This is a genomic window from Streptomyces coeruleoprunus (assembly GCF_039542925.1).
Taxonomy (GTDB): Bacteria; Actinomycetota; Actinomycetes; order Streptomycetales; family Streptomycetaceae; genus Streptomyces; species Streptomyces coeruleoprunus.
The window spans coordinates 613,138-627,768 of the sequence record NZ_BAABIT010000001.1 but is presented as its reverse complement, the minus strand read 5'-3'; the positions used below and the strand labels follow the sequence as shown (position 1 = coordinate 627,768).

General features: G+C 75.4%; 12 protein-coding genes and 1 pseudogene. 9 read left to right on the top strand and 4 right to left on the bottom strand.

The annotated features are described in order from the left end of the window. Positions 1-11 precede the first annotated feature (11 nt). Complete coding sequence (locus ABEB09_RS03020; protein WP_345686812.1) at positions 12-872, top strand: Fpg/Nei family DNA glycosylase; 861 nt, start codon at positions 12-14, stop codon at positions 870-872. 95 nt (positions 873-967) lie between these two features. Here ABEB09_RS03020 and ABEB09_RS03015 read toward each other — a convergent pair whose 3' ends face one another. Then, positions 968-1,846 (bottom strand): anti-sigma factor family protein, encoded by an 879-nt coding sequence (locus tag ABEB09_RS03015; protein ID WP_345686810.1) that lies wholly within the window; start codon positions 1,844-1,846, stop codon positions 968-970. Between the two features lie 99 nt (positions 1,847-1,945). Between ABEB09_RS03015 and ABEB09_RS03010 the strand changes: the two genes are divergently transcribed. From ABEB09_RS03010 to ABEB09_RS02985, 6 genes are all read left to right on the top strand, one after another. Then, complete coding sequence (locus tag ABEB09_RS03010; RefSeq protein ID WP_345686808.1) at positions 1,946-2,692, top strand: LytR/AlgR family response regulator transcription factor; 747 nt, start codon at positions 1,946-1,948, stop codon at positions 2,690-2,692. A gap of 147 nt (positions 2,693-2,839) precedes the next feature. After that, a complete protein-coding gene (locus tag ABEB09_RS03005) occupies positions 2,840-3,109 on the top strand; it encodes a hypothetical protein (protein WP_345686806.1) in 270 nt (89 codons plus the stop codon). Between the two features lie 87 nt (positions 3,110-3,196). Further along, complete coding sequence (locus ABEB09_RS03000) at positions 3,197-3,595, top strand: hypothetical protein (RefSeq protein WP_345686804.1); 399 nt, start codon at positions 3,197-3,199, stop codon at positions 3,593-3,595. A gap of 9 nt (positions 3,596-3,604) precedes the next feature. Then, a complete protein-coding gene (locus tag ABEB09_RS02995) occupies positions 3,605-5,338 on the top strand; it encodes a sodium/solute symporter (RefSeq protein WP_345686802.1) in 1,734 nt (577 codons plus the stop codon). Between the two features lie 157 nt (positions 5,339-5,495). Beyond that, the gene (locus ABEB09_RS02990; RefSeq protein WP_345686800.1) at positions 5,496-6,701 is read left to right on the top strand and encodes a histidine kinase; all 1,206 of its coding nucleotides are present in this window, start codon (positions 5,496-5,498) and stop codon (positions 6,699-6,701) included. 28 nt (positions 6,702-6,729) lie between these two features. After that, positions 6,730-7,545 carry an arylamine N-acetyltransferase family protein gene (locus ABEB09_RS02985; RefSeq protein ID WP_345686798.1) on the top strand — a complete coding sequence of 272 codons (816 nt, stop codon included), beginning with the start codon at positions 6,730-6,732 and terminating at the stop codon, positions 7,543-7,545. On the opposite strand, the pseudogene ABEB09_RS02980 reads toward ABEB09_RS02985, so the two are convergent. The 3 genes and pseudogenes from ABEB09_RS02980 to ABEB09_RS02970 form a co-directional block, all read right to left on the bottom strand. Then, positions 7,542-8,647, bottom strand: a pseudogene (locus ABEB09_RS02980) (carboxylate-amine ligase). The gene ABEB09_RS02985 and the pseudogene ABEB09_RS02980 overlap by 4 nt on opposite strands. Before the next feature lie 142 nt (positions 8,648-8,789). Further along, the gene (locus tag ABEB09_RS02975) at positions 8,790-9,284 is read right to left on the bottom strand and encodes a hypothetical protein (protein WP_345686796.1); all 495 of its coding nucleotides are present in this window, start codon (positions 9,282-9,284) and stop codon (positions 8,790-8,792) included. A 174-nt stretch (positions 9,285-9,458) separates the two neighbouring features. Next, entirely contained in the window at positions 9,459-10,022 is a 564-nt protein-coding gene (locus ABEB09_RS02970; RefSeq protein WP_345686794.1) for a sigma-70 family RNA polymerase sigma factor, read from the bottom strand. Between the two features lie 258 nt (positions 10,023-10,280). Here ABEB09_RS02970 and ABEB09_RS02965 point away from each other — a divergent pair, with 258 nt between their 5' ends. Then, positions 10,281-11,483, top strand: coding sequence for a CapA family protein (locus ABEB09_RS02965; protein WP_345686792.1), 1,203 nt, complete (start codon positions 10,281-10,283; stop codon positions 11,481-11,483). 383 nt (positions 11,484-11,866) lie between these two features. Further along, positions 11,867-14,617, top strand: a complete 2,751-nt coding sequence (locus ABEB09_RS02960) for an AfsR/SARP family transcriptional regulator (RefSeq protein ID WP_345686790.1) — start codon at positions 11,867-11,869, stop codon at positions 14,615-14,617. Positions 14,618-14,631 lie beyond the last annotated feature (14 nt).

Below are 14,631 nucleotides of genomic sequence, written 5' to 3'. Positions count from 1 at the left end.
AGGCTGGAACCATGCCCGAGCTGCCCGAGGTCGAAGCGCTGCGAGAGTTCCTCGACGTCCATCTCGTCGGCAAGGAGGTCGCCCACGCGCTCCCCGTCGCCATCAGCGTCCTCAAGACGTACGACCCGCCGCTCGGCGCCCTCGACGGCACCAGCGTGGCCGCGGTCGGCCGGCACGGCAAGTTCCTCGACATCACCGCGGACGGCCTCCACCTGGTGATCCACCTCGCGCGGGCCGGCTGGCTCCAGTGGCGTGACGTCCTGCCGTCCGGGCCGCCCCGCCCCGGCAAGGGACCGCTCGCCCTGCGGGTCGCGCTGACCGGCGGCGACGGCTTCGACCTGACCGAGGCGGGCACCACCAAGCGCCTCGCGGTCCACCTCGTCCACGATCCGGCCGAGGTGCCCGGGGTCGCCCGGCTCGGACCCGACCCGCTCGCGGAGACCTTCGACCGGGACGCCTTCGCGGCCGTCCTGGCGGGGGAGCGGCGCCAGATCAAGGGCGCCCTGCGCGACCAGAGCCTCATCGCCGGCATCGGCAACGCCTACAGCGACGAGATCCTGCACGCCGCCCGCATGTCGCCGTACAAGCCCGTCCAGAACCTCACGGACGACGAGATCACCGGCCTGTACGAGGCGCTGCGCACCACGCTCGGCGGCGCCGTCGCCCGCTCGCACGGCATGGAGGCCGGCAAGCTCAAGGCGGAGAAGAAGAGCGGGCTGCGCGTCCACGGCCGCACCGGCGAGCCCTGCCCCGTGTGCGGCGACACCATCCGCGAGGTGTCGTTCAGCGACTCGTCCCTCCAGTACTGCCCGCACTGCCAGACGGGCGGCAAGCCGCTCGCCGACCGGCGGCTGTCCCGCCTGCTGAAGTGAGCGCGTGACCGTCCTGCTGAGGTGTGCGCGTGACCGTCCTGCCCAAGTGAGCGCGTGATCGTGCCGAGCCACGGGCTCTTCAAGGGCTGACCGGGTCACGGGCGCAGCGACAGCAGCCGCTCGCCGTCGTCCGTCCGCACCTCCAGGCGCGCGATCTCGGCCGGCCGCAGCGCCGTACCGCCCTCCACCAGCGGCTCCTCGCCGCCACGGCCGCCCGGCACCGCCCAGCCCAGCACCGGCCGCACCGACCCGTCCACGCCGACCACCACCAGCGCGCACCGGCGCGGCCCCCGCACCCCCGTCACGTGCGCGGCCAGCTCCGTGCCCCACGTGCGCTCGCGCAGCGCCACGACCGCGCCCACCCCGGTCCCGGCGTCCCGCGCGGCCACCTGGCGCCCGCCCGTACCCGCGCCGCCGCCCGGCAGCACGCCGAAGTCCCCGCCCAGGCCCCCGGCGAGGGCCCACACCAGGGCGGCGGCCACACCCAGCGCCGGCATCCACCACCGTGCCCCACCCCGGCCCGGCCGCGTGCCACCGCCACCCCGCCGCCCCGCGTCCGGCTCCCACCGGCCCAGGGCGGGGGCGCCCGGAAGCGGCGCCCGGCCCGCGAGCCGCCGCGCCGCCCGGCCCCGGCACGCGGCCGCCGCCCCGACCGCCCCGGCGGGCCGCTCGCCGCGCGGGCGCCCCCCGGCGCGGGGCCGCCGGTCCCGGGCCGCCGCACGGCGCCGCGTCCAGCACGCCCGCAGCCGTGGGCGCCGTTCGGAGCGGCGCGTCCGGGCCGACACGGGCCGGGGCCGCAGCGGGGCGCGGTCCGCCAGCTGCGCCAGCGCCGTGGCCGTGCCGCGGAACTCCGCCAGGCGCGCCGCGCAGGGGCCGCAGCGGGCGACGTGTTCCTCGCAGCGCAGCGCGTCCGCCGGTTCCAGCACGCCCAGTGCGTAGGCGGCGACCGCGTCGTGCCGCTCCCGCTGAACCATGGGTGTGCCTCGATTCCCGCCCGTGTGCCGTCCACTGCCGCCGACCAGTACGGATCCGGAACGCTTCTCGCTCAATCGGCCCCGCCTAGACTCCGCACCATGCTGCGCGTACTGGCCGTCGACGACGAAGAGCCCGCCCTGGAGGAACTGCTCTACCTGCTGCGCTCCGATCCCCGTGTGCGCAGCGCGGAGGGCGCCACCGACGCGACCGAGGCCCTGAGGCGCATCGGCCGCGCCCTCGATGCCGGACCCGACGGCGAGGACGCCATCGACGTCGTCTTCCTCGACATCCACATGGCGGGCCTCACCGGCCTGGACGTCGCCCGGCTCCTCGCCGGGTTCGCCAAGCCGCCGCTCGTCGTGTTCGTCACCGCCCACGAGGGGTTCGCCGTCCAGGCGTTCGACCTCAAGGCGGTCGACTACGTGCTCAAACCGGTCCGCAAGGAGCGCCTGGCCGAGGCCGTACGAAGGGTCAGCGACCTCGCGGAGCCGCCCGTCCCCGCCGGTACGGTGCCCGAGCAGATACCCGTCGAACTCGGCGGCGTCACCCGCTTCGTGGCGGTCGACGACATCGCGTACGTCGAGGCCCAGGGCGACTACGCGCGCCTCCACACCGACGAGGGCAGCCACCTCGTGCGCATCCCCCTGTCCACCCTGGAGGAGCGGTGGGCCGCCCGCGGCTTCGTACGGATCCACCGCAGCCATCTCGTCGCGCTCGGCCGCATCGACGAACTCCGGCTGGACGCCGGCGCGACCACCGTCCGTGTCGGCACCGCCGAGCTGGCCGTGAGCCGGCGCCACGCCCGCCAGCTGCGCGAGCTGCTCATGCGCCACGTCCGGGGCTGAACCCGGCCACGTACTCGCACCCCCGCGACCGTTCGACGCGCGGTACGTGCCGCTCGGCGACCGCCCGCCCGTACGGCACCACAGGCCGCGGCCGCCCGCCTAACCTGGTGATCAAGAAGAAGGAGCGGGGACGGCGGGAGGGGCACGGTGTCGGACGTCGAGGCGCTGCTGCGCGAGCTGCGCTCCCTGCCCGATCTGCGCCCCTCCGGCCCCGAGGACGTCGCCGCGCTCCTCGCGGCCGCCCGCAGCGCCGCCGGGCGCTGGGCCGACGTGCTCGACGAGATCCGCGCGTCGGCGCGGGGGCTCGTCGCCCCGCGCACCGAGGCCGCGCTGGAGCTGGCGTTCCGCCGCGCCGAGGAGTCCTACGTCGAGCTGGAGATCGCGCTCGGGGACGTCACCCGCCGCACCTCCACGTGAACACCCCGCGATACGGAAATCGGCCTACCCCGGGCTGTGCCACCTGCGTAGACTCCACCATCCGAGCCACCCGACCCCCGGACGCCGATGTCTGCAGAGCACCAGCAAACGCGCCGCCCCCGGCGCGAGACCGTCACCGGAGTGCCCCGCACCGCCCGCCGGCCACCCGGGTACGCGCCCGCCCGCTCCGAGATCAGCGAGCAGACCACCCTCGGCCACACCTACGTCCGCTCCCTGATGCGCAGCCAGCTGCGCGCCGCGCTCTCCGCGCTCGCCACCCTCGCCCTGCTGGTCGGCTCGCTGCCGTTGCTGTTCGCCCTGCCCGCGGCCCTCTCGCCGGGCGCCCCCGCGCCGTCCCCGGAGCCCTTCGTCTGGGCCGCGCTCGGCTTCGCCGTCCACCCCGTCCTCTGGCTCGTCGCCCGCTGGTACGTGCGCCGCGCCGAGCGCAACGAGCGCGACTTCACCGGCCTCGTCGAAGGCAGGTGACCCGCGCCGGTGAACCAGACCTACGCGGTCGCGGCGGTCACCGCCGTCGTCGCCGCCACCGTCCTCATCGGCGCCCTCGGCCTGCGCATCTCCCGCACCACCTCGGACTTCTACGTGGCGTCGCGCACGGTCGGCCCCCGCCTCAACGCCGCCGCCATCAGCGGCGAGTACCTCTCCGCCGCCTCCTTCCTGGGCGTCGCCGGCCTCGTCCTCCTCCAGGGCCCCGACATGCTCTGGTACCCGGTCGGCTACACCGCGGGGTACCTCGTGCTGCTCGTGCTCGTCGCCGCCCCGCTGCGCCGCTCCGGCGCGTACACCCTGTCCGACTTCGCCGAGGCCCGTCTCGAATCGCCCCGGGCCCGCCGCCTGGCCAGCCTCTTCGTCGTCGGCATCGGCTGGCTCTACCTGCTGCCGCAGCTCCAGGGCGCCGGACTGACCCTGGAGATCGTCACCGGCGCGCCCGACTGGCTCGGCGGCCTCGTCGTCGCCGTCGTCGTCACCGGCGCCGTGGCCGCCGGCGGCATGCGCAGCATCACCTTCGTGCAGGCCTTCCAGTACTGGCTCAAGCTCACCGCGCTGCTCGTGCCGGCCCTGTTCCTCGTCGCCGCCTGGTGGGGCGACGACGCGCCCCGCGCCCGGTTCGACGCGCCCGCCGTGTTCCGCGAGCACACCTCCGTACGCGTCGACGACACCGTGCGCATCGACCTCGACGCCCCCCTGACGCTCACCGTCTCCGGCCGCGTCGACTCCACCCCGTACGACGGCCGGCCGGTCACCCTGGCCCCCGGCCCGCACCGCGTCGAGGAGGGCACCACCCTCGGCTTCCCCCAGGGTGCCCGCGTCCCCGAACGCGCCGCCGACTCCACCGACCCGCTCGGCTGGTCGGGCCCCGTCGCCGGCAGCCGCGACGGCCACCAGCTGTACGCCACGTACGGGCTGATCCTCGCCACCTTCCTCGGCACCATGGGCCTGCCGCACGTCGCCGTCCGCTTCTACACCAGCCCCAACGGGCGCGCCGCCCGCCGCACCACCCTCGTCGTGCTCGGCCTGGTCGGCGGCTTCTACCTGCTGCCGCCCGTCTACGGCGCCCTCGGCCGGATATACGCCCCCGAACTCGCCCTCACCGGAGCCGCCGACGCGGCCGTCCTCGTCCTGCCGGAGCGGGTCGTCGGCGGCCTCGCCGGGGAGCTGCTGGGCGCGCTGCTCGCGGGCGGGGCGTTCGCCGCGTTCCTGTCGACCGCCTCGGGGCTCACCATGTCCGTCGCCGGCGTCCTCACGCAGGACGTCCTGCCGTCGCGCGGCGTACGGCACTTCCGGCTGGCCACGCCCATCGCGATGGCCGTGCCCCTCGCGCTGAGCGCCGTCGCCACCGAGGTGCCCGTCGCCGACGCGGTGGGCCTGGCCTTCGCCGTGTCCGCCTCGTCCTTCTGCCCGCTGCTCGTGCTCGGCATCTGGTGGCGCCGCCTCACCCCGCCGGGCGCGATGGCCGGGCTCCTCACCGGCGGCGGGGCTGCGCTCACCGCCGTGATGGCCACCCGCGCCGGGCTCGCCCCCGAGGGCTGGCCCCACACCCTCATGGCGTGGCCCGCCGTCTGGTCCGTACCGCTCGGCTTCCTCACCATGATCGCCGTGTCCCTGGCCACCCCCCGGCGCGTCCCCGCCGGAACCCCCGCCATCCTCGCCCGCCTCCACCTCCCGGAGGGCCTGATGAGCCGCCCGCAGCACGAAGGAGCCGAGCGATGAAGGGCACCGTGGCCCCCGCAGTGACCCGCGTCCTCGCAGGGACCGTCGTCCTCGTAGGGACTCGCGTCCTGGCAGTGTCCCGCGTCCTGGCAGTGTCCCGCGTCCTCGCAGGGACCGTCGTCCCCGCAGGGACCCTCCTCCCCGAGGGAGCCGCGCGATGACGGGCACCCTCCTCGCCGCCCTCGCCGCCGGAGTGCTGCTCCTCGCCGCCGGGTTCGCCCTCGGCCGGCTCGCCGCGCGCCGCGATGTGCAGGACGTCCTCGACCTCGGCACCCCCGTCGAACGCGCCACCTTCCAGACCCTCCACACCGCGTCCCTCGCCGCGCCGCCCCTGCGCGCCGGCCTCACCGAGGACACCGCCCGCAAGGCCGCCCGCAGGCTCCGCTCCCTCCTCGGCACGGAAGCCCTCTGCCTCACCGACCGCGCGGCCGTGCTCGCCTGGGACGGACCCGGCGCCGCGCACCACGACGAGCAGGTGCTCGAACGCGTCGCCGAAGTCCTCGACTCGGGCCGCAGCCAGAGCGTCCGCGCCGGATGCGGCGACCCCGGCTGCCCCCTGCGCTGGGCCGTCATCGCGCCCCTCACCGGCGAGGAGGGCGTGCTGGGTGCGCTCGTCGCCTACGGCTCCCGCGAGTCGGCCGTCCTCGTACGCGCCGCGACCGAAGTGGCCCGCTGGGTGTCCGTCCAGCTCGAACTGGCCGAGCTGGACCGGTCCCGCACCCGCCTCATCGAGGCCGAGATCCGCGCCCTGCGCGCCCAGATATCGCCCCACTTCATCTACAACTCGCTCGCCGCCATCGCCTCGTTCGTCCGCACCGACCCCGCCCGCGCCCGCGAACTGCTCCTGGAGTTCGCCGACTTCACCCGCTACTCGTTCCGCCGCCACGGCGACTTCGCCCAGCTCGCCGACGAACTGCGCTCCATCGAGCAGTACCTCGCCCTCGCCGGCGCCCGCTTCGGCGACCGCCTCCAGGTCACCCTCCAGGTCGCTCCCGAAGTCCTCCCCGTCACCCTGCCGTTCCTGTGCCTCCAGCCCCTCGTCGAGAACGCCGTCAAACACGGCCTGGAGGACTCCCGCAGGACCTGCCGCATCACCATCGCCGCGCAGGACGCCGGCGCCGAGGCGGTCGTCACCATCGAGGACGACGGCGTCGGCATGGACCCCGACGCCCTGCGCGCCATCCTCTCCGGCACGCGCCCCCAGTCCTCCGGCATCGGCCTGTCCAACGTCGACGAACGCCTGCGGCAGGTGTACGGCGACGACTACGGCCTCGTCGTCGAGACGGGCGTCGACGCCGGCATGAAGGTCACCGTCCGCATCCCCAAGTACCGCGCGGGCGTCCACCGCGACCCGCTGGCCTGAAGGCCGGACGGCCGGGGACACTGGGGCCATGGAGAGCACCGAGACGCTGTCGCCGGCCCGCCTCGCCGCGTACCTGGACCGGATCGGGGCGCCCCGCCCCGCCGCGCCCACCGCCGACGCCCTGCACGACCTGCACCTGCGACACCTGCGCACGGTGCCGTTCGAGAACCTGTCGATCCACCTGGGCGAGGCGGTCTCCTTGGACGAGGAGGCGATCCTCGCCAAACTCCTGGACGCCCGGCGCGGCGGCTTCTGCTACGAACTGAACGGCGCGTTCGCCCTGCTGCTGCGGACCCTCGGCTACGGCGTACGGCTCCTGGAGGCCCGCGTCCACACCGGCAACGGCACCGTCGGCATCCCGTACGACCACCTGGCGCTGCGCGTGGAAGCGGCCGACGGCAGCCTGTGGCTGGCCGACGTGGGCTTCGGCGACCACGCCCACCACCCGCTGGCCTTCGACGAGCGGGGCGACCAGAAGGACCCGGGCGGCGTGTTCCGCATCGCCGGGGCGGCGGACGGCGACCTGGACGTCCTGCGCGACGGCAAGCCCCGGTTCCGCCTGACGCCCCGCCCCCGCACCCTGCCCGACTTCGCGACGGGCGCCTGGTGGCACACCACGTCCCCGCAGTCCCACTTCACCCGGGGCCCGATCTGCTCCCGCCTCACCGAGACGGGCCGCATCACGCTCCGGGACCGTCTGCTGATCACGACGGAGTCGGGGGAGCGGACGGAGCAGACGCTCGCCGAGGACGAGGTGGTCCTTGCGGCGTACCGGAAACACTTCGGCATCACGCTGGACCGGCTGCCGGTGGCGCTGCACCCCAAGCCGCTGAGCGGCCGCTAGAGGCCGCCCCAGGGCGCGGTGGTGTTCGGGCGGTGGCGTTGGCGGTCGGCGCCCGTGCCGTGGGTGAGGACGTGGGCGGTCAGTTCGCGGATCTCCTCCGCGTCGCCGGACGCTTCGAGAGCGGGGCGTACCCAGCCCAGCAGGGCGCGGACCGCCTCGGCGGCCGGGACCAGCGTGCCGGTGAGGGGGTGGACCGCAGGGCCGCGCACCCCGTGGCGCGCCGCGGTCCACAGGGCGCCGCCCGCCACGTGGTCCGGCAGGCGCGGGGCGTGCCGGCCCGCGGCCACCGCGTCGAGCGCCGTGGCCACGAGCGCCCGGGTCAGCCCCGCCTGGAGGACGGCCTCGTCCACGCTGGGGGTGACGTCCGCGACCCGCACCTCCAGTGTCGGCAGATGGCTCGACGGCCGGGCGAACCAGTACGCGTTGGCGGCCCGCGAGGGCAGCACCCCGCTGCGCCGCAGGTCGGCCAGCGTCCGGTCGTAGTGCTCGACCGACTCGAAGTAGGGCGGGATCTGGTGGGTCGGCCAGCGGGACAGGACGAGCGTGCGCCAGCTGGCGTGCCCGGTGTCCGCCCCGTGGTGGTACGGGGAGTTGGCGGACAGCGCGAGCAGGACCGGTAACCAGGGCCGCAGATGGTTCAGTGCCGCCACGGCGCTCGCCCGGTCCGGCACGCCCACGTGCACGTGGCAGCCGCACGTCTCCGTCTCGTCGGTCAGATGTCCGTAGAGGCGCGCCATCTGCCGGTAGTGCGGGGTCGGGCTGACCGTCCGGGCCGGCGCGGCCATCGGGGCCGTACCGGAGGCGAGCGGGCGCACCCCGCCTTGCGCGCCGCGCGGGCGAGCCGGGCGCGTGACGCGGTGAGTTCGGCCCGCAGCTGCGCGAGGTCGGTGCACACGTCGCTGGCCGTCTCGACCATGCTCGACAGCAGCTCGCGCTGGAGGTCCCGCCTCCCGTCCCGGGCGTCCGCCGGGCCGCGCAGACTGCGGTCGGCGTCCAGGACGTCGGCGCAGCCGTCCACCGGGAGCCCGTCGTCGGCGCCGACGAGCAGGAACTCCTCCTCGACGCCCAGGGTCACCACGCGCCGTGCGGGCACCGCGACCATCTGGACCACCATCCCCGCCCCAGCCGTCAGGACACCCCAGGATGACCGGCGGGCCCCCCTCCGGCAACAGTGCGTTTCCGGCCCCGTCGCCCGGCCCCGGATCCGCCGACGGCCGTCCGGCTCGCCGGGAGTGCCCAGCCCCTCAGTACAGGTGCAGTGCCAAGTGCCCGAGGGGCAGCCCCAGTTGCCAGGACGGCAGCCAGACCTGGGCCGACTCGTCCACGACGATCCCCGCGGCGGGCGACGGCGGCAGTGCGCCCAGGTCCGTCGCGAGCAGCTGCGTCTCCTCCAGGTGGCGCCAGGTCTCCAGGGCCAGCGCCAGGTCCGGCGCGCCCCCGCCCTCGCCGTCCCCCGCGCGCTCCCGCTGCGCGGCCAGCCGCTCCCGTACCCAGTCCTGCCAGGGATGGTCGTACGAGGTGCGGTCCAGCCACTCGTCGAGCTGGTCCTCCGCTCCCGCGCCGTCGCTGAGGTAGATCGTCAGGGCGAGCGTCCGGCGGCCCGCCACGTACTCCAGCGAGCCGGGTTCGACGAGGCCGCCCGCACGCAGCAGCTCGTCGGCCAGATACTCGGCACACAGCCAGGCCATCGGGACGGCGAGCCCTCCTCCGCCGGTGCCGTTCGTGCTTTCGGGCCGCAACGTTCCCACCTTCTCCCGGACGTTCTTCCGCGCGTAACTCGGCCACGCACCCTTGACACGAGCCTCCACGAGAGGCAGGGCCACGGGCCGCTCTTTGCACAACTTGAGGGTGTGGTTTCGAATACGTTCCTGTCCGAGGCGTGACGGACGGGAAGAAACGCATTCCAAGGGTCATCAGGGGCGCACGGTTCCGGCGGGCAGCGAGCCCCGGAACGGCGTCCGGCTGTAGCCCGGCAGACACCGCCCCAGCGCCCGCAGGGCGTAGTACGAGCGCGACTTGACCGTCCCGGCGGGTATACCCAGCTCCGCCGCGGCCTCGTTCACCGTCAGCCCGTCGAAGTAGATCCGCTCCAGCACGTCCCGGTGCGCCGGGCTCAGCTCCCGTACCGCCGCGCGCACGTCGAGCGCCGCGACGGCCGACTCGGTGGCGTCCGCCGGGTCCGGGGTCGTCGCCAGCACCCCGTCGCCGATCTCCGTGGGCCGGGCCATGCGGGACCGCCGGGCGTCGATCGCCAGCCGCCGGCCCACCGTGAACAGCCACGGCCGCATCGACTCGTACGGCGCCTCGAAGGCCTCCGGGTGCTGCCACGCCCGCAGCAGCGTCTCCTGGAGCAGGTCCTCCGCACGCTGCTGGTCCCCGTAGGTCAGGCCGAGCAGGAAGCTCAGCAGCGCCGGACCGTGTTCCCGCTGGAGCTCCTCCAGAGCCCGCTCGTCCGTGGTCGTCGTCGCCGTCGTCATCGTCCACACACCCCTTTCCCGCCGGCTCCAGGACCCTTGACGCGTATCCGAGCGCATTCGGGGCCGCCGGGACAGGCGACGCACCGCTGTGTGCGGCGAGCGGTCGCACCGAGCGGCGAGTGGTGCGGTGAGCGGTCACGCGGAGCGGTTCAACCCGTATCAGTGAAATAATCCGATTTTCGTACCACCGGGATTGACTGGGTCATATGTCCCCTGTGGATTCGGGAGCCCACCCCCCGAACCGCGGGAGCCCACCCCATGACCCTCAAGATCCGCAGGACCCTCGGATTCCGGCGTACGGCGGCGTCCACGGCCGCCGCTGTCGTCCTCGCCGCCATCGCGGCCGCCTGCACCGAGGCCCGGCCGCCGAACTCCCTCGCCCCGCCCGCCCGGCCCTCCTCCGCGGGCGGCGCCACCCCGGCCACGCGCCCCTTCACACTCGTCGCGACCGGCGACGTCCTCCCGCACGACTCGGTCATCCGGCAGGCCCAGGCCGACGCGGGCGGCGACGGCTACGACTTCCGCCCGATGCTCGCCGGCGTCGAACCGGTCGTCTCCCGCGCCGACCTGGCGATCTGCCACATGGAGACCGTGTACGGGAAGGACGGCGGTCCCTTCACCGGCTACCCGTCCTTCAAGTCACCGCCCCAGGTCGCCGCCGCCCTCCGCCACACCGGCTACGACTCCTGCTCCACCGCCTCCAACCACACCCTCGACGACGGGCCCGACGGGGTCCGCCGCACCCTCGACCACCTCGACGCGGCCGGCGTGCGGCACGCCGGCTCCGCCCGCACCGCCCGGGAGGCCGCCACGCCCACCGTCCTGGAGGCCGGCGGCGCCAAGGTCGCCCACCTCGCCTACACCTACGGCACCAACGGCATCCCCGTCCCCGAGGACAGGCCCTGGACCGTCAACCTCATCGACGAGGAGAAGATCGTCGCCGACGCCCGAGCCGCCCGCGCGTCCGGCGCCGACGTCGTGGTCGTCAGCCTGCACTGGGGCAGCGAGTGGCAGACCGCGCCCGACCGCCGACAGCTCACGCTCGGCCGCGCGCTCACCGCCGCCGCGACCGACGGACGGCCCGACATCGACCTGATCCTCGGCACCCACGCCCATGTCCCGCAGGCCTACGAGAAGGTCAACGGCACCTGGATCATCTACGGCATGGGCGACCAGATCGCCGGCGCCATGATCAACCACTCCGGCGTCCACGACCCGCGCGGCAACGAGGGCACCATCGGCCGCTTCACCTTCGCCCCGCCGGCGGAGGGCACGCAGCGCTGGACGGTGACCCGCGCCGAGTTCCTGCCCCAGTGGTTCAACACCGGCACCAACCGGGTCGTCGATCTGAACGCCGCGATCGAGGGCGGCGACACCGGGCTCACCGCCGTCCGCGACCGGATCGTCGAGGTCACCCTCAGCCGCGGCGCGGCCGCCGACGGGCTGGTGATGGGCCGCTAGGCGGGGCGGCCCCGGCGGCGTTCCGGGATGCCGCGCCCGGTCGCCGTCCGCGCCGCGGACGGCGCCCCGGCCGCGTGCATGCGCGTGGTGGCGGCCCACCACCGTTCCGGGAGGGCCCGGGAAGCCGCCCCGGACACGGGTGGGCGGGCCCAGGACGTCGCAGCGGTCGTGCCACCGGACGTGCGGGCAGGTGGCACCGCCCACCCTCGCCGCCCGGCCTGGGACGAATCTTGGGGAAACCTGGAATCCCTGGTCGGGAGGGGTGGGCCGGGCCCCATGTCTGGCTGGTCCCGTACGGACCTTGGCCTGATCGTGAATTGGCCACCGCGCGCCGCTTCGGCACCGTGGGTGCCCAGTACTCGGGGGGTTGTGAGGGGGTTCCGATGCCGGTGGAGTTCTGCGTGCTGGGGGACGTCGTGGCGTCCGTGGAGGGCCGGGTCCTGGAGCTGGGGCACGCACGGCAACGGTCGGTGCTGGCGGTCCTGCTGGTCGAGGCGCCGCACGCGGTGTCGGTGGACCAGCTGGTCGACCGGGTGTGGGGGGACCATGCGCCCCATCGGGTGAGGGAGACCCTGTACGGCTACCTGTCCCGCCTACGGAAGGCCCTGGCGCCCGCCGGGCAGGACACGCGGATCGTGCGCCGCCCGGGCGGATACGCACTGGGCGCCGACGCGGGGACCGTCGACCTGCACCGCTTCCGTACCCTTGCGGCGCGCGCCCGCGCCGCCGGTGAACCGTCCGCCGCGGCCCCGCTGTTCGGGCAGGCCCTCGGGTTGTGGAGGGGCGAGCCGTTCGCACTGTGCGACACCCCGTGGTTCGCGTCGCTGCGCGAGGAGCTGCGGCACGAGCGCTTCACCGTCGTGCTCGACCACAACGACGTCCGGCTCCGCCTCGGCCGCCACGCGGAGCTGCCGGCCGAGCTCTCCACCGCCGTCGAGGAGCATCCGCTCGACGAGCGCCTGGCCGGGCAGCTGATGCTCGCGCTGTACCGCAGCGGACGCGCGGCCGACGCCCTGAACCGCTACCAGGAGCTGCGGGAGCGGCTCGCCGAGGAGCTGGGGACCGATCCCGGCCCCCGCCTGCGCACCCTCCACCGGCAGATCCTCACCAACGACCCGGCCCTCGCCCCGCCCGAGGCCCCCGAGGCTCCCGCGGCCCCCGAAGCCGGCTCGTCCGCCCCCGCCCAGGACCCCGGCACCGGAACCGCGCCGCCCGCTCCCCGCGCCGGGGCCGCGCACCGGCCCGTGCCCCGGCAACTGCCCGGCAAGCCCCCCAGGTTCACCGGCCGCGTCCGCGAACTGGCCCGGCTCGGCGAACTGCTGAGCCCCGCCGAGAGCACCGGCACCGTCGTGATCTCCGCGATCGGCGGCGCCGGCGGCGTCGGCAAGACCTGGCTCGCCCTGCACTGGGCACACCACCACCTGCACCGCTTCCCCGACGGCCAGCTCTACGCCGACCTGCGCGGCTTCGACCCCTCCGCCGATCCGGTGCCGCCGGCCGCGGCCGTCCGAGGCTTCCTCGACGCGCTCGGCGCCGACCCCGCGCGGATCCCCGCCGACCTGGACGGACAGGCGGGGCTGTACCGGAGCCTGACGGCCGGCCGGCGCAGGGATGCTCGGCCTGGACGTCCTCACCGAGGCCGAGGCACGGCAACTCCTCGTCCGGCACCTCGGCCGCCGCCGCACCGACGCCGAACCCGACGCCGTCGCCGCCCTGCTGCGGCACTGCGCCGGACTGCCCCTGGCCATCGGCATCCTGGCCGCCCGCGCGGCCGCCGACCCGGAGCTGCCCCTGTCCGTGCTGGCCGAGGAGGTACGGGAGGCCGCCGGCCGGCTCGACGCCCTGGACACCGGCGACGTCGCCGCCGATCTGCGCGCGGTGTTCGCCACCTCGTACGACGCCCTGGACCCGGCAGCCGCCGAGGTGTTCGCGCTGCTCGGCCTCGCACCCGGCCCCGACATCGCCGCGCCCGCCGTCGCCGCGCCCCGGGCCCGCGGCCTGCTCCGCCGGCTCCAGGCCGCCCACCTCGTCCAGGAACACGTACCGGGCCGCTACCGCATGCACGACCTGACCCGCCTGTACGCCGGCGAGCGGGCCTCCGCCCTGCCGGCGGCCGACCGGCACGCCGCGCGCCACCGCCTGCTGGACTTCTGGCTGCACACCGCCCACGCGGCCGCCGGCAGGCTCGACCCGCACCGCGACCACGTCCCGCCGGACGGCCCCCGGCCGGACGTGGTCCCGGGGAGGTCCCGGACCACGACGCGGCGCTCGCCTGGTTCACCGCCGAGCACGCCGTCCTGCTGGGCGCCGTCGACCTCGCCGTCGAACACGGCTTCGACACGCACGTCTGGCAGCTCGCCGGGTCCCTGGAGACCTTCTTCGACTACCGCGGCCACTGGCACGACTGGGCCGCCACCCAGCACACCGCCCTCCTCGCGGCACAGCGGCTCGGCAACCCCTCCTGGCAGGCCGGCGCCCACCGCGGCCTGGGCAGCGTCCACACCCAGACGGGGCGGCTGGACGACGGCTACGCCCACTTCCTGCACGCCCTGGACCTGTACCGGCGCGTCGACGACCCCGTCAGCGAGGCCCACACCCACCGCGGCCTCGGCTGGGTGCGCGACCGGCAGGGCCGCCCGCGCGACTCCCTCCACCACAACGAGCAGGCCCTCGCGCTCTACCGGAAGGCGGGGCACCTGCCCGGCCAGGCCCTGGCCCTCAACAACACCGGCTGGCTCCACGCCCTGCTCGGCGACCACCGGGCCGCGCTCGACCACTGCACCCGGGCCGTCGCGCTGAACCAGCGGATCGGCGACCTCCACGCCGAGGCGGGCGCCTGGGACAGCCTCGGCTACGCCCACCACCACCTCTCCCAGTACGCCGAGGCCGTCGGCTGCTACGAACGCGCCCTCGGCCTCGTGCGCGGCTTCGGCGACCGGTACGGCGAGACGGAGATCCTCAACCACCTGGGCGACACCCGGCTCGCCGCCCACGACCGCGACGCCGCCCGGACGGTGTGGCAGCAGGCCCTGCGCATCGCCGAGGACATCGGACACCCGGCCGTCGACGAACTGCACGGCAAACTGACCGGCCTGGCCGGCACCGAGCACGCCCCCGAGGGCGGAGGGGCGTGACGCCGGCCGGCCGC

Excerpts from the sequence above, each read along its gene's own strand:
- ABEB09_RS02965 (WP_345686792.1), top strand. The coding sequence starts at position 10,281 with ATGACCCTCAAGATCCGCAGGACCCTCGGATTCCGGCGTACGGCGGCG.
- ABEB09_RS03020 (WP_345686812.1), top strand. The coding sequence starts at position 12 with ATGCCCGAGCTGCCCGAGGTCGAAGCGCTGCGAGAGTTCCTCGACGTC.
- ABEB09_RS02990 (WP_345686800.1), top strand. The coding sequence starts at position 5,496 with ATGACGGGCACCCTCCTCGCCGCCCTCGCCGCCGGAGTGCTGCTCCTC.
- ABEB09_RS02970 (WP_345686794.1), bottom strand. The coding sequence starts at position 10,022 with ATGACGACGGCGACGACGACCACGGACGAGCGGGCTCTGGAGGAGCTC.
- ABEB09_RS03010 (WP_345686808.1), top strand. The coding sequence starts at position 1,946 with ATGCTGCGCGTACTGGCCGTCGACGACGAAGAGCCCGCCCTGGAGGAA.
- ABEB09_RS02985 (WP_345686798.1), top strand. The coding sequence starts at position 6,730 with ATGGAGAGCACCGAGACGCTGTCGCCGGCCCGCCTCGCCGCGTACCTG.
- ABEB09_RS03015 (WP_345686810.1), bottom strand. The coding sequence starts at position 1,846 with ATGGTTCAGCGGGAGCGGCACGACGCGGTCGCCGCCTACGCACTGGGC.
- ABEB09_RS03000 (WP_345686804.1), top strand. The coding sequence starts at position 3,197 with ATGTCTGCAGAGCACCAGCAAACGCGCCGCCCCCGGCGCGAGACCGTC.
- ABEB09_RS02960 (WP_345686790.1), top strand. The coding sequence starts at position 11,867 with ATGCCGGTGGAGTTCTGCGTGCTGGGGGACGTCGTGGCGTCCGTGGAG.